Annotated in this window: 20 protein-coding genes; 12 read left to right on the top strand and 8 right to left on the bottom strand. The window is 72.5% G+C overall.

Translation table 11 applies throughout. The features are described from left to right. Positions 1-58: 58 nt before the first annotated feature. The 6 genes from ACIBG6_RS37250 to ACIBG6_RS37225 are packed head-to-tail and all read left to right on the top strand — an operon-like array spanning position 59 to position 5,041. On the top strand, positions 59-1,060 hold the full coding sequence (locus ACIBG6_RS37250; protein ID WP_399227204.1) for an ABC transporter substrate-binding protein: 1,002 nt from the start codon (positions 59-61) through the stop codon (positions 1,058-1,060). Beyond that, positions 1,057-1,995 (top strand): ABC transporter permease, encoded by a 939-nt coding sequence (locus ACIBG6_RS37245; protein WP_399227203.1) that lies wholly within the window; start codon positions 1,057-1,059, stop codon positions 1,993-1,995. The genes ACIBG6_RS37250 and ACIBG6_RS37245 overlap by 4 nt, the downstream gene beginning before the upstream one ends. Continuing rightward, positions 1,992-2,789 (top strand): ABC transporter ATP-binding protein, encoded by a 798-nt coding sequence (locus ACIBG6_RS37240; RefSeq protein WP_399227202.1) that lies wholly within the window; start codon positions 1,992-1,994, stop codon positions 2,787-2,789. Before ACIBG6_RS37245 ends, ACIBG6_RS37240 begins: the two co-directional genes overlap by 4 nt. After that, positions 2,786-3,649 (top strand): ABC transporter substrate-binding protein, encoded by an 864-nt coding sequence (locus tag ACIBG6_RS37235; RefSeq protein WP_399227201.1) that lies wholly within the window; start codon positions 2,786-2,788, stop codon positions 3,647-3,649. Before ACIBG6_RS37240 ends, ACIBG6_RS37235 begins: the two co-directional genes overlap by 4 nt. 5 nt (positions 3,650-3,654) lie before the next feature. Beyond that, positions 3,655-4,737, top strand: a complete 1,083-nt coding sequence (locus tag ACIBG6_RS37230; RefSeq protein WP_399227200.1) for an LLM class flavin-dependent oxidoreductase — start codon at positions 3,655-3,657, stop codon at positions 4,735-4,737. 46 nt (positions 4,738-4,783) lie between these two features. Further along, a complete protein-coding gene (locus ACIBG6_RS37225) occupies positions 4,784-5,041 on the top strand; it encodes a WhiB family transcriptional regulator (RefSeq protein ID WP_329620278.1) in 258 nt (85 codons plus the stop codon). A 37-nt stretch (positions 5,042-5,078) separates the two neighbouring features. Here ACIBG6_RS37225 and ACIBG6_RS37220 read toward each other — a convergent pair whose 3' ends face one another. The 3 genes from ACIBG6_RS37220 to ACIBG6_RS37210 all read right to left on the bottom strand — a co-directional run bounded on the left by ACIBG6_RS37220 (position 5,079) and on the right by ACIBG6_RS37210 (position 7,415). Next, entirely contained in the window at positions 5,079-6,053 is a 975-nt protein-coding gene (locus tag ACIBG6_RS37220) for an acyl-ACP desaturase (protein WP_399227199.1), read from the bottom strand. A gap of 262 nt (positions 6,054-6,315) precedes the next feature. Continuing rightward, the gene (locus tag ACIBG6_RS37215; RefSeq protein WP_399227198.1) at positions 6,316-6,549 is read right to left on the bottom strand and encodes a hypothetical protein; all 234 of its coding nucleotides are present in this window, start codon (positions 6,547-6,549) and stop codon (positions 6,316-6,318) included. Between the two features lie 14 nt (positions 6,550-6,563). Continuing rightward, positions 6,564-7,415 (bottom strand): helix-turn-helix domain-containing protein, encoded by an 852-nt coding sequence (locus ACIBG6_RS37210; RefSeq protein ID WP_399227197.1) that lies wholly within the window; start codon positions 7,413-7,415, stop codon positions 6,564-6,566. A 182-nt stretch (positions 7,416-7,597) separates the two neighbouring features. On the opposite strand from ACIBG6_RS37210, the gene ACIBG6_RS37205 reads away from it, so the two are divergent. Next, positions 7,598-8,071 (top strand): ATP-binding protein, encoded by a 474-nt coding sequence (locus ACIBG6_RS37205; protein ID WP_399227196.1) that lies wholly within the window; start codon positions 7,598-7,600, stop codon positions 8,069-8,071. Between the two features lie 87 nt (positions 8,072-8,158). Here the strand turns inward: ACIBG6_RS37205 and ACIBG6_RS37200 are convergent, their stop codons facing one another. The 3 genes from ACIBG6_RS37200 to ACIBG6_RS37190 all read right to left on the bottom strand — a co-directional run bounded on the left by ACIBG6_RS37200 (position 8,159) and on the right by ACIBG6_RS37190 (position 11,112). Beyond that, positions 8,159-9,799, bottom strand: a complete 1,641-nt coding sequence (locus ACIBG6_RS37200; RefSeq protein WP_399227195.1) for an ABC-F family ATP-binding cassette domain-containing protein — start codon at positions 9,797-9,799, stop codon at positions 8,159-8,161. A gap of 277 nt (positions 9,800-10,076) precedes the next feature. After that, on the bottom strand, positions 10,077-10,493 hold the full coding sequence (locus tag ACIBG6_RS37195) for an SsgA family sporulation/cell division regulator (protein WP_399227194.1): 417 nt from the start codon (positions 10,491-10,493) through the stop codon (positions 10,077-10,079). 142 nt (positions 10,494-10,635) lie between these two features. Further along, a complete protein-coding gene (locus ACIBG6_RS37190) occupies positions 10,636-11,112 on the bottom strand; it encodes a (4Fe-4S)-binding protein (protein ID WP_399227193.1) in 477 nt (158 codons plus the stop codon). An 87-nt stretch (positions 11,113-11,199) separates the two neighbouring features. Between ACIBG6_RS37190 and ACIBG6_RS37185 the strand changes: the two genes are divergently transcribed. Next, on the top strand, positions 11,200-12,282 hold the full coding sequence (locus tag ACIBG6_RS37185; protein ID WP_399227192.1) for a WD40/YVTN/BNR-like repeat-containing protein: 1,083 nt from the start codon (positions 11,200-11,202) through the stop codon (positions 12,280-12,282). 19 nt (positions 12,283-12,301) lie between these two features. Here the strand turns inward: ACIBG6_RS37185 and ACIBG6_RS37180 are convergent, their stop codons facing one another. Then, positions 12,302-12,601 (bottom strand): YciI family protein, encoded by a 300-nt coding sequence (locus tag ACIBG6_RS37180; protein WP_399227191.1) that lies wholly within the window; start codon positions 12,599-12,601, stop codon positions 12,302-12,304. 96 nt (positions 12,602-12,697) lie between these two features. Between ACIBG6_RS37180 and ACIBG6_RS37175 the strand changes: the two genes are divergently transcribed. Together ACIBG6_RS37175 and ACIBG6_RS37170 are read left to right on the top strand one after the other, a co-directional pair. Beyond that, entirely contained in the window at positions 12,698-13,393 is a 696-nt protein-coding gene (locus ACIBG6_RS37175) for an endonuclease V (protein WP_399227190.1), read from the top strand. A 126-nt stretch (positions 13,394-13,519) separates the two neighbouring features. After that, a complete protein-coding gene (locus ACIBG6_RS37170) occupies positions 13,520-13,891 on the top strand; it encodes a VOC family protein (protein WP_399227189.1) in 372 nt (123 codons plus the stop codon). Positions 13,892-13,963: 72 nt separating this feature from the next. On the opposite strand, the gene ACIBG6_RS37165 is transcribed toward ACIBG6_RS37170, so the two are convergent. Continuing rightward, positions 13,964-15,244, bottom strand: coding sequence for a saccharopine dehydrogenase family protein (locus ACIBG6_RS37165; RefSeq protein WP_399227188.1), 1,281 nt, complete (start codon positions 15,242-15,244; stop codon positions 13,964-13,966). A gap of 181 nt (positions 15,245-15,425) precedes the next feature. Between ACIBG6_RS37165 and ACIBG6_RS37160 the strand changes: the two genes are divergently transcribed. Both ACIBG6_RS37160 and ACIBG6_RS37155 read left to right on the top strand, forming a co-directional pair. Continuing rightward, complete coding sequence (locus tag ACIBG6_RS37160) at positions 15,426-16,589, top strand: CaiB/BaiF CoA transferase family protein (protein ID WP_399227187.1); 1,164 nt, start codon at positions 15,426-15,428, stop codon at positions 16,587-16,589. Beyond that, entirely contained in the window at positions 16,586-17,728 is a 1,143-nt protein-coding gene (locus ACIBG6_RS37155; RefSeq protein WP_399227185.1) for an acyl-CoA dehydrogenase family protein, read from the top strand. Before ACIBG6_RS37160 ends, ACIBG6_RS37155 begins: the two co-directional genes overlap by 4 nt. Positions 17,729-17,731: the final 3 nt, after the last annotated feature.

Below are 17,731 nucleotides of genomic sequence, written 5' to 3'. Positions count from 1 at the left end.
GCGCCGCCGCCTCGCCCGCTCCAGCCCTCCCGACCCGCCTCCGAGAAGGACGACCGCCATGCGCTCACTCACCCCGCTCGCCGCTCTGGCGGCCCTCGCCGCCCTCTCCACCGTCACCGCCTGCGGCGCCGCCACGGGAACGGAAGCGTCGAAGGGAACGAACGGCACCGTCACCGTCCGCATCCCCGACCCCGGCAACGCGGGCGTGCTCGCCCGCGGCAAGAAGGACGGCAGCCTCGACGAGGCGCTCGCCGCCGTCGGCGCCAAGGTGGCCTGGACCGGCAGCGCCGGCCCCTTCGCCCCCGCCGCCCAGGCCATGAACGCCGACCAGCTCGACATCGCGACCGGCTCCATCACCTCCGGCATCACGTCCCTCTCCCAGAGCCCCGGCTTCGCCTTCTTCACGGCCACCGACCCCGACCCCGTCGGCGAGGGCATCCTCGTCCGCGAGGGCTCCGACATCGCCTCCGTCAAGGACCTCGTCGGCCGCAAGGTCGCCGTCAACAAGGGCGGAACCGGCGAGTACCTGCTGCTCAAGGCCCTCGCCCGGGCAGGCGTCCCCGCCGACAAGGTCGAGCGGGTCTATCTGCGCCCCGACCAGACGGCCGCCGTCTTCAACGCGGGCCAGGTCGACGCCTGGGCCGTCTGGTCCACCTACGCCGTCGCCGAGATCGGCTCCGGCAAGGCGCACTTCGTCGCCGACGGCACCGCGATCGGATCCGACAACTACAGCCTGAACGCGGTCCGTTCGGACTTCGCCGCGCAGCACCCCGAGGTCGTGAAGGCGCTCTACCGCTACCTCCACGAGAACAGCGCCAAGGAGAAGAGCGACCCGGCCGCCTACCTCAACGTCTTCACCGACGCCGGCCCCACGGCCGTCAACGGCAAGGCCAAGGAGGTCCAGATCGGCTTCACCCGCAGGGGAGGCACCGTCGACCCGATCGGCGCGGAGGACATCAAGCGCTTCGAGACCGTCGCCGGGTTCTACGCCGACCAGAAGGTCACCCCGAGCAAGGTCGACATCGCCGCCCATCTCCTCGACATCGAGAAGCTGTCATGACGAGCGTGACGACCGAGGCGACCAAGGCGGCCGAGGAGGCCGAGGCGATCGAGGAGGCCGAGGCGATCGAGGAGGTCAAGGCGACGACGACGGCCACGGCCACCGCGACCGCCACCGCGACCGGACTCGTCGCGCCCCGCCCGCCCGTCCGGCGACCCCGCTCCCGCACCCGCTCCCTCACCGTCCGCGCCCTCGGCCCGGTCGCCCTCCTCGCCCTGTGGTGGATCTCCTCCGCCACCGGCCTCCTCACCCCCGACGTGCTCGCGTCACCACCCCAAGTCGTCACAGCAGTAGGGGAATTGTGGGGGAACGGTCAGCTTCCGGACGCGCTCGCCACGTCCCTCACCCGCTCGGGCATCGGACTCGTCATCGGTCTTGCCGCCGGGCTCACCCTCGGCATCACCACCGGCTTCACCCGGCTCGGCGACGAGCTCCTCGACTCCTCCCTCCAGACCCTGCGCACCATCCCCTTCCTCTCCCTCGTCCCGCTCTTCATGGTGTGGTTCGGCATCAACGAGACCGCGAAGATCCTGCTCATCGCCGTCGCCACCACCTTCCCCATGTACGTCTCCACCTCCGGCGGCGTCCGCAACACCGACCGCAAGCTCGTCGAGGCCATGCGCAGCTTCGGCCTCGGCCGCCTCGCGATCGTCCGCCAGGTCGTCCTGCCCGGCGCACTGCCCTCGCTCCTCGCCGGACTCCGGCTCTCCATGACGCTGAGCGTGATCGCGCTCATCGCCGCCGAGGAGATCAACGCCACCGAAGGCATCGGCTACTTGATGTCCCAGGCCCAGAGCTACGCCCGCACCGACATCCTCGCCGTCTGCATCCTCGTGTACGGACTGCTCGGCCTCACCGCCGACGTCCTCGTCCGCGGACTGGAGCGGATCCTCATGCCCTGGCGCACGGCGGGCCCCGGAGGAGGAACCCGATGAGCACGTCCACGTCCACAACCACGTCCACGTCCACAACCACGTCCGCTTCCACGGCCGTACGGGTACGGGGCCTGCGCCGCGTCTTCGGTACCCGCCCCGTCCTCGACGGCCTGGACCTCACCCTCGCGCGCGGCGAGTTCCTCGCCCTGCTCGGGGCGAGCGGCAGCGGCAAGACGACCCTGCTGCGCATCCTCGGCGGCCTCGACGGCGCCGACGGGGGAGAGGCCCTCGTCCCCGCCGCCCGCACGATCGTCTTCCAGGAGCCCCGGCTCATCCCCTCCACGAAGGTCCTCGGCAATGTGACCGTCGGGCTGCCGCGCGGGGCGGCGACCAGGGCGACCGGCCTGCGGGCCCTCGCCGAGGTCGGCCTTGACCGGCACGCCGACGCCTGGCCGGCCACCCTGTCCGGTGGCGAGGCCCAACGCGTCGCGCTGGCACGGGCGTTGGTCCGGGAGCCCGAGCTCCTGCTCCTCGATGAGCCGTTCGCCGCGCTCGACGCGCTGACCCGGCTCCGTATGCAGGACCTCGTCGGCGAGCTCCGCCGTGTCCACCACCCCGCGGTCCTGCTCGTCACCCACGACGTCGACGAGGCCGTACGCCTCGCCGACCGGGTCGCCGTCCTGCGCGACGGGCGGCTCGTCACCGACGTCCCCGTCGCCGTCGCCCGGCCCCGCGACCCAGGCGACCCCGCCTTCGTCGCCCTGCGCCGCCGCCTCCTCGCCGACCTCGGCGTCCACGCGCCCGAGGAAGCACCCACCGCCGTCCCCGCCCCCCTCGAAGGAGCCGTCTCATGACCGTCACCATCGGTGTCCACCGCAGCAACCCCTCCCTCTACCACCTCTCCCGCCTCGGCTACGCGGAGCAGGAGCTCGCCGCCCTCGGCGAGACCGTGACCTGGCACCCGTACACCGACGGAGTCCGTACCGGGGCGTTCCTGGCCGACGGAACCATCGACTTCGGCGGCACGGGCTCCACCCCGCCCGTCACCGCGCAGGCCGCCGGCCACGACATCGTCTACACCGCCGTCTCGGCGCCCCGCCCCGACCACGGCGCCCTCCTCGTCCCCGAGGACAGCCCGGTCCGTACCGTCGCCGACCTGAAGGGCGGCACCGTCCACCTCGCCGTCGGCTCCTGGCAGACGCATCTGGTCGCCAAGGCCCTGGACGACGCCGGCCTCTCGTACGCCACCGACATCACGCCCGTACGCGGCGACTCCGCCAGCGAGGCGAAGCTCCGCTCCGGTGAGATCACCGCCTGGGTCGCGCAGGGCGCCGAGCTCGCCGCCGCCCGCCGCACCGGCGGACTGCGCACCCTGGTCCGCACCGGCGAGGTCATCACCGACCGGTCCGTGTTCTTCGCCCGCCGTGACCTGGCCGAGGAGCGGCCCGAGCTCGTCGAGGCGCTCACCCGCGCCCTCCGGCGGGCCGACGACTGGGCCGCCGCGCATCCGCGCGAGGCCGCCGAGATCGCCGCCGCCGACCAGGGCGGCACCGCCGACGACTGGGAGACCGCGCTGCGCGCCCTGCCCTGGACGATCGAGCCGGTCACCGAGGAGTTCATCGCCGAGCAGCAGCAGGCGGCGGACATCTTCCACCGCACCGGATTCATCGACCGCGCGATCACCGTCGCCGACGCGCTGCCCCGGAAGGCCTGAGCACCGTGACGACCCCCGCACCCGAAGTCCTCTGGTACATCATCCCGCGCGAAGGCGCCTACCCGTGGGAGCCGGCCGGCCGGCGCTCCGTCGATCTCGGCTACCTCACGCACCTCGCCGGGACCGTGGAGCGCCTCGGCTACACAGGGGCGCTGCTGGCCACCGACCTCTACGACGTCTGGCCCCTCGGCTCCGCACTCGCGGCCGCCACCAGCACCCGCTTCAAGCCGCTGCTCGCCGTCCATCCGGGCCTGATCGCCCCGACCCTGCTCGCCAAGATGGCGCTCAGCTTCGACAACCTCTTCGGCGGCCGGCTCCGCTTCAACGTGGTCAACGGCTCCACCGCCGCCCTGCGCGAGTACGGGCTCCACGTCGAGCACGACGAGCGCTACGCACTCAGCGCCGAGTACTGGTCGATCGTCAAGCGGCTCACGGCGGGGGAGGTCTTCGACCACCAGGGCCGCTTCTACGACCTCAAGGGAGCGGGCGCCTCCTTCCGGGACCTCAGGCCCGTCCAGGAACCGCACGTCCCGCTGTGGTTCGGCGGCTCGTCGGCACCCGGCATCGAGATGGCCGCCGAGCACGTCGACGTCTACCTGACCTGGGGCGAGCCCCCGCACCTGCTGAAGGAGAAGTTCGACCACGTACGGGCCCGGGCCGCGGCCCACGGCCGTACCCTCCGGATCGGTCTGCGGCTCCACCTCATCGTCCGCGACACCGAGGACGAGGCCTGGGCGGCGGCCGACCGGCTGCTCGACGTCACCAGCGAGGCGACGTACGCCCGGCAGCTCGGCGGGCGGGCGGGTGAGGACGGCGTCGGCTGGCAGCGCCAGTTCCGGCAGCACGGCGGCCGGGTCCCCGCGCGGGCGCGCGAACTGGAGGTGCACCCGAACCTCTGGCCCGGCATGGGGCTGTTCCGGCCCGGCCCGGGAACGGCGGTCGTCGGCTCGACGGCCCAGGTCGTGGAGCGCCTCCAGGAATACCGGGAGCTGGGCGTGGACACGTTCATCCTGTCCGGGAACCCGCTCCTGGAGGAGGCCTACCGGGTCGCCGAGACGGTCCTCCCGGCCCTGGGTATCCGCCATTGATCGAACGTTGATGGCCTGTTTACGCCCGGCAGGCAACGTGTGGGTCATGCAGACGGATACCGACGTGCTGACCGCTCCCGACTTCTCCTGGCGTGAGAACGCCCTGTGCGCCCAGGCGGGCCCCGAGTTCTTCTTCCCGGCCCCCGGCTCGTCGACGCGCGAGGCCAAGCAGCTGTGCGGGGCGTGCGAGGGGCGCGTGGCGTGCCTGGAGTACGCACTGGCCCACGACGAGCGCTTCGGGGTGTGGGGCGGGCTCTCCGAAAAGGAGCGCGTGCGGCTCAAGCGGCAGCAGGGCAGCCGCTGAGCCGCACGCGCTCCTTTTCGGGCGTGCGAAGAGTGGATCAGCCGGCCGCTCGGGCCGCCATGCGGGCCTTGCGGGCCGCGAGCTTCTCGTCGAACTTGCTGGCCTCGCTGTCCAGGCCGTTCATGTACAGCCCCAGCTCGTCCTGGGCCTGGAGGCCCTCCGGGCCGAGCCCCTCGATCTGGAGGACCTTGAGGAAGCGCAGGACCGGCTGGAGGACGTCGTCGTGGTGGATGCGCATGTTGTAGATCTCGCCGATCGCCATCTGCGCCGCCGCCCGCTCGAAGCCCGGCATGCCGTGTCCGGGCATCCGGAAGTTCACGACCACGTCCCGCACGGCCATCATGGTCAGGTCGGGAGCGAGCTCGAAGGCCGCGCCCAGCAGGTTCCGGTAGAAGACCATGTGCAGGTTCTCGTCGGTGGCGATGCGGGAGAGCATCCGGTCGCAGACCGGGTCGCCCGACTGGTGGCCGGTGTTCCGGTGCGAGATGCGGGTCGCGAGCTCCTGGAAGGCGACGTACGCCACGGAGTGCAGCATCGAGTGCCGGTTGTCGGACTCGAAGCCCTCGCTCATGTGTGACATCCGGAACTGCTCCAGCTTGTCCGGGTCGACCGCGCGCGAGGCCAGGAGGTAGTCGCGCATCACGATGCCGTGGCGGCCCTCCTCGGCGGTCCAGCGGTGCACCCAGGTGCCCCAGGCGCCGTCGCGGCCGAAGAGGCTGGCGATCTCGTGGTGGTAGCTCGGGAGGTTGTCCTCGGTGAGCAGGTTCACCACGAGGGCGATCTTGCCGATGTCGGTGACCTTGGACTGCTTGGGGTCCCAGGCCTCGCCGTCCTCGAAGAAGCCGGGGAAGTTCCGGCCGTCGGACCACGGCACGTACTCGTGCGGCATCCAGTCCTTGGTGACCTTCAGGTGCCGGTTGAGCTCCTTCTCCACGACCTCTTCCAGCGCGTAGAGCAGGCGCGCGTCGGTCCACTCCGCCGAGCTGCCGAGGTGGGGAGAGGTGAGCGTCACGGGGACTCCTGGGGACGGAGAGAAGGGCATACGGGATTACCTACGGATTCGTAGGTTACGAGACCGTAGGTTAAGGCTCCGTAAGGCGTCGGCCAAGCCCGTCTGGACGATGTCCGGTTACGTTCCGTTATGTGCGCTGCTCCGGCACGGTACTGGAGATGCAGGTCACGTCCCCGTCGCGCGCCGTCGGCCGCCCGTCCGGCTACGCAGAGCAGACGGATCGGAGCAGACGGTTCGGAGCGGACGGTTCAGAGGAGACGGTTCAGAGGAGATGGTCCGCCGCGCCGGCCTTCACCGCGGAGATCAGCGCGCGGAGCGCCTCCACCGAGTCGCTGACGTACTCGCCGGGGGCGAGGGTCGAGCCGATGTAGGCCCGGCCGGAGTCGTCGAGGCCGAACCGGAAACAGTTCGCGCCCTCACTGCAGAAGGCCTCGTTCCAGTCGATGTCGGCGGCGACGGGGGCGGCGGCGAGGGGGGTGTCGGTCGTGACGTTCATGGTGGGGCGGTCCTTCACAGATCCTGGGCGATGGTGCGTATGAACGCGCGTGATTCGGTCGTGGACAGGGCGAGTCCGCGCAGTCGCTCCAGGAGCCCCCGGTAGCGGCGGAGCTTCATGTCGGCGTCGAGGAGGATCGATCCGTGGGAGGAGTCGAGCTGCACGGTGTCGAGCTGCGGCACGCGCGCGGCCACATAGGTGAACGACTGGCCCGCGCCGGGGAAACCCCCCGCGGCGAAGGGGATGACGCGGACGGTCACGGTGTCCCGCTCGGCGTACGCCAGGATGTGCTCCAGCTGGTCCCGCGCGACCTTCGGCCCGCCGAACTGCATGCGCAGCGCCGCCTCGTGGATCACGGCCTCGTAGAGCACGGGCCGGTCCCGGTCCAGAACCTCCTGGCGGCGCAGCCGCAGCGCGAGGCGGGCTTCCAGATCGGGTCCCGGCAGGAGCGGGACGGCGGTGTCGAAGACGGCCCGCGCGTGCTCCTCGGTCTGCAGGAGACCCGGGATGTGGGTGGTGACCGCGCTCTGCAACTCCGAGGAGTGGTACTCCAGTTCGGCGATGTCGATGAGCGCGGGCGGCAGCAGTCCGCGGTGCTCCTCCCACCAGCCCCGGTCCCGCTCCTGGGCGATGTCGGCGAGCAGGTCGACGAGCGCCGTGTCGGGGCAGCCGTAGTTGAAGGCGAGGGTGCGGACGCGTTCGGCGCTGATGCCGAAGCGGCCCGACTCGATGTTGGGGATACGGGTGCGGTCGACGCCCAGGAGGGCGGCGGCCTGCTGGGCCGACATGCCCGACTGTTCGCGCAGTTTGCGCAGTTCGCTCCCGAGGCGCTGCTGTCGTGCGGTCGGGCTGCTCCTGGGTGGCACGCGCGATCTCCCCTTTCGTTGCGTGACGACGACGACCCTCGCGGATTGCCGTTTCGGCCGGAATGGCACGACTACCCGCAAGTAGTAGCACCGTGCTCCGGTCGTGCGCTACGGTCGGTAGCGCAAGTCTCACACGGGGCGACTGTGACCGTGTGTGCGTACCCCCCCAATGCGCAAGAAATGTGAGCAACCCGATGAAGGGCGCACTGCGTTGCCTCCCGTCCGCCGTCGCGGCCGGGCCCATACCTCCCGCCACGGAGAACCTCAGCTACTCGATGCTCCTCCCCGGAGGCGCCTACTGTGCCGGACTCGCCCGTGAGTCGGTCGGCACGCTCCTCACCCGGCACGGCCTCTCGGACCTCTGCGAGACCGCCGCCCTCGCCACCTCCGAACTCGTCGCCGCGGCGTACCGCTTCACACCCGACCGCGAGATGATCCTGCGTGTCCGCTGGCAGTACGAGGCGCTGCGGATCGTGCTCTACGACCAGCATCCGGTGCATGCCTCGCCCACCGCCGCCGAGGAATGCCGCGACCGCCGCAGCCGCAGCATGTGGCTGCTGGCCGCGGCGGTCGACGCCCACGGTGGAGACTGGGGGCTCGCCCCCGTACTGACACCGGGCGGCGGGACCAAGTCCTGGGCTTTACTTCATCGTTGACACCCTGTCACTTGATATCTGACATCTCGATGCCTCGACATCCCGTCCCACGGGCTCGATGCCCCACCCCCGCGGCTCGAAGCCCCGCTAGTGCCTCGCCGTCACTCCCCGGACCTCCTCCGCCGTCGTCGGCCGCAGCTCACCGTCGAGCAGCAGCCAGCGCGTGATGCCGAGCGACTCCAGGAACGTCACGTCGTGGCTCGCCACGATCAGCGCCCCCTCGTACGCGTCGAGGGCCGCCGTCAGCTTCCGGACCGACCCCATGTCCAGGTTGTTCGTCGGCTCGTCCAGCATCAGCAGCTGCGGAGCCGGCTCCGCCAGGAGCAGCGCCGCGAGCGTCGCCCGGAACCGCTCCCCGCCCGAGAGGGTGCCCACGGGCTGATCCGCCCGCGCCCCCCGGAACAGAAACCTCGCCAGCCGCGCCCTGATCGCGTTCCCCGTCGCCGTGGGCGCGAAGCGGGCCACGTTCTCCACCACACTCAGCCCGTCGTCGAGGACGTCGAGCCGCTGCGGCAGGAAGCGGAGCGGTACCCGCGCGTCCGCCTCGCCCGACAGCGGCTCCACCTCCCCGGCGATCGTCCGGAGCAGCGTCGTCTTGCCGGCGCCGTTCCGGCCGACGAGCGCGATCCGCTCCGGGCCGCGCAGCGCGAACTCGCCGTCGACCCTGGCCCCGTACCGCAGCTCCAGGTCGCGTAGGTACAGGACCTCGCGGCCCGGCGGCACCGAGGTGCGGGGCAGTTCGACGCGGATCTCGTCGTCGTCCCGTACCGCCTCCACCGCCGCGTCGAGCCGCTCCTTGGCCTCGGAGAGCCGCTCCGTGTGCAGGGTGCGGTGCTTCCCGGCCGCGACCTGGGCGTCGCTCTTGCGGCCGTTCGCCACGATCTTCGGTACGACCTTGTTCTCGTAACTCTTCTGCGCGAACCGCTTGCGGCGCGCCAACTTCGTCTGGGCTTCGCCGAGTTCACGCTTCTGGCGCTGTACGTCGGCTTCGGCGACCCGCACCATCCGCTCCGCGGCCTCCTGTTCCGCGGCGAGTGCCGTCTCGTACGCGGACCAAGGGCCGCCGTACCAGGCGACCTCGCCGTCCCGGAGATCGGCGATCTGGTCGACGCGCTCCAGGAGTTCACGGTCGTGGCTGACCACGACCAGGACGCCGGACCAGCCCTCCACCGCCTCGTACAGACGGGCGCGGGCGTGCAGGTCCAGATTGTTCGTCGGCTCGTCGAGCAGCAGCACGTCGGGCCGGGCGAGCAGCAGCGCCGCGAGGCGCAGCAGGACGGACTCACCGCCCGAGACCTCGCCGACGGTCCGGTCGAGGCCGACGGCGGTGAGCCCGAGCTGATCGAGGGTGGCGCGGGCCCGCTCCTCGACGTCCCAGTCGTCGGCGAGGGCGGTGAAGTGTTCCTCGGCGGGGTCGCCCGCCTCGATGGCGTGCAGCGCGGCACGCTTCGCCGCGATGCCGAGGATCTCGTCGACCCGCCGCGAGGTGTCCAGGACGAGGTTCTGCGGCAGGTAGCCGAGCTCGCCCGTGACCCGGATCGCGCCGGAAGCCGGGGTGAGCTCTCCCGCGAGGAGTTTCAGGAGCGTCGACTTGCCGGAGCCGTTGAGCCCGACGAGTCCGGTGCGGCCGGGGCCGACCGTGAGGCGGAAGTCGTCGAGGACCTCGGTGCCGTCAGGCCAGGAGAAGGAGAGTGAGGAACAGGTGATGAACGTGGGGTGATGCGCCATGGAGGCCTCCCGGTTGCGCGAGCGCGGGCGTGAATGGGCGACGCGAGAGACACCGGGGCGCGGGCTGTGGAAAGAACGGCTCGTACGCCGAGGTCGAGAACGGCACACGCGGCACAGTGGGCACGCGCGGCGCGGTGTCTCGCAACCTCAGACGAGCAACGTCCTTCTCCGATCAAGTGACGACAAGGTCAGGTACGACCGTACGACCTCGACCGGGCAGCGGCAAACGATTTACGGGCGCCCGATTCATGGGCGCACGCTCTACGAGGGAATCGGCTTACGGGCGCTCGCGCAGCAGCGCCGCCAGGTCCTGGTCCCAGTTCAGGTACTGGTGCTCGCGTCCGGCCGGCACCAGGTGCTCCGAGCGCTCCAGGAAGAGGCGCAACTCCGAGGTCCTGACGTGCACCATCGCGACCCCCTCCGGGGCGTGGAACTCGACCACCGTGCGGTCGTACCCGTACGGGCGCAGCCGGACGTCACCGACCCCCGCCGGGCGCTCGACGCCCTGGACGAGCAGCTCGCGGGCGAAGGCCCAGGAGACCTCGACGCCCTCCAGGGTCGCCGGTGGTGGGAAGGCCATGCTGACGGCGTACGGGTCCTCGCGGTCGTACCGCAGGGTGGCGGGGACCGTCTCCATCCGGGGCACGGATGCGACCAGACGGGCCTGGACGGAATGCTCGATGACGGCGGACAAGACCGGCTCCTCTCACGCGGGTTTCGGATCCTGTGCGTCTCCCCGACACCAGGGCACCTCACACCAAGCAAGACGAGCGGCACGGCCGGAACGTGCACTCGGGGACCACGTGACCTGCGTCACCGGAAGGACGCGGTCGAGGTCAGCGCTGATCGGCGACGTCGTCGTCCGGCTCGGCACAGGGGCCGGAGTGGTCGCAGTACGGCTGGTTCGCGGAGGCGCCGCAGCCGCACAGCATCAATCGGGTCTCGTGCCGGTCCCCGTGCGGGCCGGTCACGAGCAGGTCCCCGCGCAGAACGAGCTGGCCGGAAGGGGTGCGGCGCACGGTGGTGGGGGATTCGGGGGGCTCGGCGACGGCGGCGTCCGCCGGGTGGTGGTGGTACTGGAGCGCCCCCGAGGGACAGCGGCGGATCACCTCGGCGACCAGGCCGGGCTCGGCGGCGTCGGGCAGCACCCACGGGCGCCGGGTCAGGTCGAAGACCTCGGGCAGGCCGTGCACGCACTCGGCCGCGTGCAGACAGCGTCGTGGCTCGAAAGTGACGGTGATGCCCTCGCCCTCGTACTCCTTGAGCTTCGGCTTCTCCTCGGTCGGCGCGTGCTCGCCCGGACGGTCGCTCATGCCCCTCAGCCTAGGAACGCCCGGCAAGGGGCGCACCCGGGACGCACCCTGGACGGGAACCGCCCGGGGGCGCTAGCTTCCGGCGCCATGACGTCCATGGGGAAGACGAGACGAATGATGTCGGTGGGGCTGATCGGGGCGGCGCTCGCGCTGAGCCTGGCAGCCCCTGCGCGTGCCGGGGAGACCCCCACGGCCGCGGCCGGCTGGCAGCTGACACCGACCGGCACCGACGCCCGCTTCCGCGGGCTCGCGGCGGTCGACCGGAGGACCGCCTGGGCCGCGGGCTCCAAGGGCACGGTGCTGCGCACCACGGACGGCGGCCGGAGCTGGCGAGACGTCTCGCCGCCCGGCGCGGAAGAGCTCGAATTCCGCGACGTGGAGGCCTTCGACGCCCGCCGGGCCGTCGTCCTCGCCATCGGGGAGGGCGAAGCCTCGCGCCTGCTGCGCACCGAGGACGGCGGCGCCACCTGGACCGAGTCCTTCCGGAACACCGACCCGCGCGCCTTCTACGACTGCGTCACCTTCTTCGACCGGCGGCACGGACTCGCCATGAGCGACCCCGTCGACGGGAAGTACCGCATCCTCTCCACCGGCGACGGCGGCCGGACCTGGCGGGTGCTGCCGAGCGCCGGCATGCCGGACGCGCTCCCCGGCGAGGCCGGCTTCGCGGCGAGCGGCCAGTGCCTGGTGTCCTCCGGACCCCGGGACGTGTGGCTCGCGACGGGCGGCGGCGCCACGGCCCGCGTGCTCCACTCCGCCGACCGGGGGCTGACCTGGACCGCCACCGCCACGCCGATCCCGGCCGGGGACCCCGCCCGGGGTGTCTTCGGCCTCGCCTTCCGCGACCGTACGCACGGCATCGCCGTCGGCGGTGACTACCGCAAGGACCAGCCGTCCCCGAAGGCCGCCGCGGTCACCAGGGACGGAGGCCGCACCTGGCGGGCCTCGGACGCGCCGCCGCCGGCCTACCGCTCCGGCGTCGCCTGGCTCCCGCACAGCAGGGCGGCCGCGCTCGCCGTCGGCCCGACCGGCACCGACCTGACGACCGACGCGGGCCGCACCTGGCGCACGATCGACACCGGCTCGTACGACACGGTGGACTGCACGGACGACGGGTCGTGCTGGGCCTCCGGCGAAAAGGGCCGGATCGCCCGCCTCGGGCGCGACTGAGCGATGGCGACGGCGATGGTCAGGAGGGCAGCTGGTCCCGGTACGGGGCGAGTCCCTCGACCGTCTTGGTCGCGTAGAACTCCGTGATCCGGTACGCGCACACGCCCTCGGCGCTGAACGGGTCGGCCGCCGCGATCGCCTCGATCTCCGGGCGGTCGACCCCGGCGGCCAGGATCACCCCGCCGTCGCGCGGGTTCTTCCGCCCCGAGGCGAGGAACACGCCGGCGGCGTACTGCGCGTCCAGCCACTCGACGTGCGCGTCGAGCAGCGCGTCCGCCCGCTCGACGGGCGCGGTGTAGGTCAATTCCAGTACGAACATGATCGCCAGGCTACCGGGCATCCGGCGGACGCCGACGAGGCGTTCCAGCCCTCGGAACCGGGGTCGCGGAACCGGGGTCGTAGGGTGGCTCGCACTATGACGATCATCGGGATTCCGGCGGGCTGGCCCGCCGACGAGGACGCCGCACGGGACGTCCAGCGGGAGCTGCGCGGGCGGATCGTGCTCGACGAGCCGGGGCCGGCCGTCGGCGAGGGCCACGTCACGGGGCTCGACGTGGCCTACGACGACGAGCGCGACCTCGTCGCCGCCGCGGCCGTCGTCCTCGACGCCCGGACCCTCGACGTGGTCGAGGAGGCCACGGCCGTCGGCCGTGTCTCCTTCCCCTACGTCCCCGGGCTCCTCGCCTTCCGTGAGATCCCGACCGTGCTCGCCGCGCTCGACTCCCTGACCGCGGACCCCGGCCTGCTCGTCTGCGACGGCTACGGCCTCGCCCATCCCCGCCGCTTCGGGCTCGCGAGCCATCTCGGGGTGCTGACCGGGCGGCCGTCCATCGGCGTCGCCAAGAACCCCTTCACCTTCACGTACGAGCAACCCGGGCCGGAGCGCGGTGAGTTCAGCTCCCTGCTCGCCGAAGGCGAGGAGGTGGGACGGGCCCTGCGGACCCAGGCCGGGGTGAAGCCCGTCTTCGTCTCCGTCGGCCACCGGGTCGACCTCGACCGCGCCTGCGCCCACACGCTCCACCTCGCCCCGCGCTACCGCATCCCCGAGACCACCCGCCACGCCGACTCCCTCTGCCGCAGGGCACTCAAGGAAGCACTAGCCGCTACCTGAGTACCTGTACGGATACCGCGCCGCGTTCCCACCCGGCACAGTGGCCTCCATGACAACACCCCTTACCGTTCCGCCGCGTTCCGCGGAGCGCGGCATGCCGTACGTCGTCGCCGACTGGGTCCTGGCATGATCGGGCGGCTGCGGTGCGTCGTCCTCGACTGTCCCGACGCGCGGGAACTCGCCCTGTTCTACCAGCGGTTGATCGGCGGCGAGGTCGAGAGCCCCGACCCCCGGCTGGCCGTCGGCGAGGGATCCGCCATCCTGCGCGGTGCCGCCGGCCCGGTCCTCGCTTTCCAGGACGTGGCCGACCACCGGCCGCCCGTCTGGGGCGCGCCCGAGCAGCAGTTCCACCTCGACGTGCGGGTCGAGGACCTGGCCGCCGCGGAGGAGGCCGTCCTCGACCTCGGGGCCACCCCGCTCGACGGCGGGGGCGGCGACCCGGCCTGGCGCGTCTACGCCGACCCGGCCGGCCACCCCTTCCGCCTCGTACGGTTCTGAGGCCGGGCCCGCCCTGATCCGCCGCGCCCACCGGCCCCGATCCGCCGGGCCCGCCACGATCCGCCGCGCGGGTCAGCCTCGGTGCGCCACCCGGAAGCCGATGCCCGCCGCGCGGAGCCGCTCGATCAGCGCGTCGCCCATCGCGACCGCCGTCGTCACCTGGCCCGCCGTCTTCGGCAGCGCGTCGAAGGCCAGGCAGAGCGCCGACTCGGCGAGCATCTTGGCCGTCTCGTCGTACCCCGGGTCACCGCCCCACACCTCGGTGAACACCCGGCGCCCACCACCCTCGCCGACGAACCGCACCGAGAACCAGCTACGGGCACGCCGTTCCTCCGACGGACCCTGGCCCGGCTGGTAACGCTCCATCAGCCAGCGCCGCACCGAAGGGAGTTGAGCCGCCACCGCACCCGCGCCGACGGCCGCCGTGCCGCCCAGGGCCACCGGGAGCGTCTTCACGGAGGCGTAGTGGCGGTAGCGGAAGTCCGGCCCGTACCGGTCGAGGGCGGCGGCCGAGCGGACCACCACCTGCGGGTCCAGCGTCGGCAGCGGCAGGGCCCAGGTGCCCGTCTCCCGGCTGAACCGGGGGCTGCCCAGCGGCGCGCGGGCCCGCCGCCCCACCAGCCTCGGCGCGTGCAGGCGCCGTTCGCGCGCGGCGCCCAGGACGTGCCGGCCCCGGCCGAGCGCGGTCAGCGCCGAGGCGAAGGTGCCGCCGGAGAAGGCGGCCCCGACCCGCACGAAGCCGTCGACACGGAGCGGTACGCCCTCCGGGAGCTGCTGGACGGTGAAGTACGCGCCCAGGTCGTGCGGGACGGAGTCGAAGCCGCAGGCGTGCACGATCCGGGCCCCGGTCTCGCGGGCGCGCGCGTCGTGCCGTACGTACATCAGGTCCACGAACTCGGCCTCGCCGGTGAGGTCCACACAGTCCGTCCCGGCCTCCGCGCAGGCGGCGACCAGACCTTCCCCGTACCAGACGTACGGGCCGACGGTCGTCGCCACGACCCGGGCGGACTCGGCGAGCGCGCGCAGCGCGTCCGGATCGTCGGCGTCGGCGACGACCAGCGGCAGCTCCGCGCAGTGCGGCCACCGGGCGGCGAGCCGCTCGCGCAGGGCCTCGAGCCCGCCGCGGCTGCGCCCCGCGAGCGCCCAGCGGCACTCCGCGGGGGCGTGCTCGGCCAGGTACTCCGCGGTGAGCCCGCCCACGAAACCGGTCGCCCCGAAGAGCACGACGTCGTACGGCCGCCGAGTGGCGCCCTCGGCTCGCGCGCCGCCCGCCGCGTCCTCGGGTCCCTCCCCGCCCGCCGCGTCCTCCGCTCCCGCTCCGGCCCCGCGTCCGGTGCCCGCCCCTGTCTCCATCCAGCCCCTCATTTCGGCCGTACCGCGCCGCCGCGCGCGGTTGTCGTCGGCGGAGAATAGCGGAACTCCGCGCCGAGGCGATTTCCAAGCGCTTGCTCGGCCGGGGGGCTTGTGCCGAGTGGAACACGTTCCTAGCATCTCCGGTGTTACATCATTGGTGTCACACACTCCTGGGGGCTCGATGAGCACGACGCACACCGCCCGGAACGGCCCGCTCGCCGGGGTGCGCGTGGTCGAACTGGCCGGCATCGGCCCCGGCCCCTTCGCCGCCATGCTCCTGGCCGACCTCGGTGCGGACGTCGTCCGCGTCGACCGTCCCGGCGGAGCCGGCCTCGGCATCGACCCGGCCCGCGACCTCACCAACCGCAACAAGCGCTCCGTCCTCGTCGACCTCAAGGCCGAGGACGGCCCCGCCACCGTGCTCGACCTCGTCGCGCGCGCCGACGTCCTGATCGAGGGCTACCGCCCCGGCGTCGCCGAACGCCTCGGTGTCGGCCCCGAGCCCTGCCTCGCGCGCAACCCCCGGCTCGTCTACGGCCGGATGACCGGCTGGGGCCAGGACGGACCCCTCGCCACGACCGCGGGCCACGACATCGGGTACATCGCGATCACCGGCGCCCTCGGCATGATCGGCCCCGACCCGGACGGGCCGCCCACCGTCCCCGCCAACCTCGTCGGCGACTACGCGGGCGGCTCGCTCTACCTCGTCATCGGCGTCCTCGCCGCCCTCCAGCACGCGCGGGCGCACGGCGAGGGCCAGGTCGTCGACGCCGCCATCGTCGACGGCACCGCCCACCTCACGACCATGATCCACGGCATGCTCGCGGCCGGCGGCTGGCAGGACCGCAGGGGCGTCAACCTCCTCGACGGCGGCTGTCCCTTCTACGGCGTCTACGAGACCTCCGACGGCGGACACATGGCGGTCGGCGCCCTGGAAGGACAGTTCTACGCGGAGTTCGCCCGCGTCCTCGGCATCGAGGACGCCGCCGCCCTGCGCGGCGACCTCGCCCGGTGGCCAGAACTGCGCGCGGCCGTCGCCGACCGCTTCCGGAGCCGTACCCGCGAGGAGTGGACGTCCGTCTTCGAGGGCACCGACGCCTGCGTCGCCCCCGTCCTCTCCCTGCGCGAGGCACCGAGCCACCCCCACCTCGCCGCCCGCGCCACCTTCGCCGAGCACGCCGGCCTCACCCAGCCGGCCCCCGCACCCCGCTTCTCCGTCACCCCCGGCACCCTCCGCTCGGGCCCCGCCCTGCCCGGTGCCGACACCGCCGCCGTCGCCCGCGACTGGGCCGTCCCCGCCTTGAAGACCCCGAAGACCCCGGAGATCCAGGAGACCGAAGCATGAAGCGCCAGCTCTACACCGCCGACCACGAGGCCTTCCGGGCGACCGTCCGCACCTTCCTGGCCAAGGAGGTGCTGCCCTATTACGAGCAGTGGGAGCGGGACGGCATCGTCGCCCGCGAGGCCTGGCGCGCCGCCGGCCGGCAGGGGCTGCTCGGGCTCGCCGTCGACGAGGAGTACGGCGGCGGGGGCAACCCCGACTTCCGCTACGGAGCCGTCCTCGCCGAGGAGTTCACCCGGGCCGGCGCCCCCGGACTCGCCATCGGCCTGCACAACGACATCATCGGCCCGTACCTCACCTCGCTCGCCACCGACGAGCAGAAGCGGCGCTGGCTGCCCGGCTTCTGCTCCGGCGAGACCGTCACCGCCATCGCCATGACCGAACCCGGCGCGGGCTCCGATCTCCAGGGCATCCGCACCACCGCCGAGGACCACGGCGACCACTGGATCCTCAACGGCTCCAAGACCTTCATCTCCAACGGCATCCTCGCCGACCTCGTGATCGTCGTCGCCCGCACGACCCCGGAGGGCGGCGCGCACGGCCTCTCCCTCCTGGTCGTCGAGCGCGGCGCCGAGGGCTTCGAGCGCGGCCGGAACCTCGACAAGATCGGCCAGAAGTCCCAGGACACCGCCGAGCTCTTCTTCCACGACGTCCGCGTCCCCAAGGAGAACCTCCTCGGCGAACTCAACGGCGCCTTCCTGCACCTGATGACCAACCTCGCCCAGGAGCGCCTGGCCATCGCCGTCGCCGGCATCGCCGGGGCCGAGCACCTCCTGGAGATGACCACCCGGTACGTCAAGGAGCGCGAGGCCTTCGGCCGCCCGCTGGCGAAGCTCCAGCACGTCCGCTTCGAGATCGCCGAGATGGCCACCGAGTGCGCCGTCACCCGGACCTTCGTCGACCGCTGCATCGCCGAGCACACGGACGGCGCACTCGACGCCGTCCACGCCTCCATGGCCAAGTGGTGGGCGACCGAACTCCAGAAGCGCGTCGCCGACCGCTGTCTGCAACTGCACGGCGGATACGGCTACATGAGCGAATTCCCGGTCGCCCGCGCCTACACCGACGGCCGGATCCAGACCATCTACGGCGGCACCACCGAGATCATGAAGGAGATCATCGGCCGGTCCCTCCTCGGCTGACCT

Source organism: Streptomyces sp. NPDC050842 (genome assembly GCF_044456565.1).
In the GTDB taxonomy this organism is placed as follows: domain Bacteria; phylum Actinomycetota; class Actinomycetes; order Streptomycetales; family Streptomycetaceae; genus Streptomyces.
This window is presented reverse-complemented; position numbering and strand designations above follow the sequence as displayed.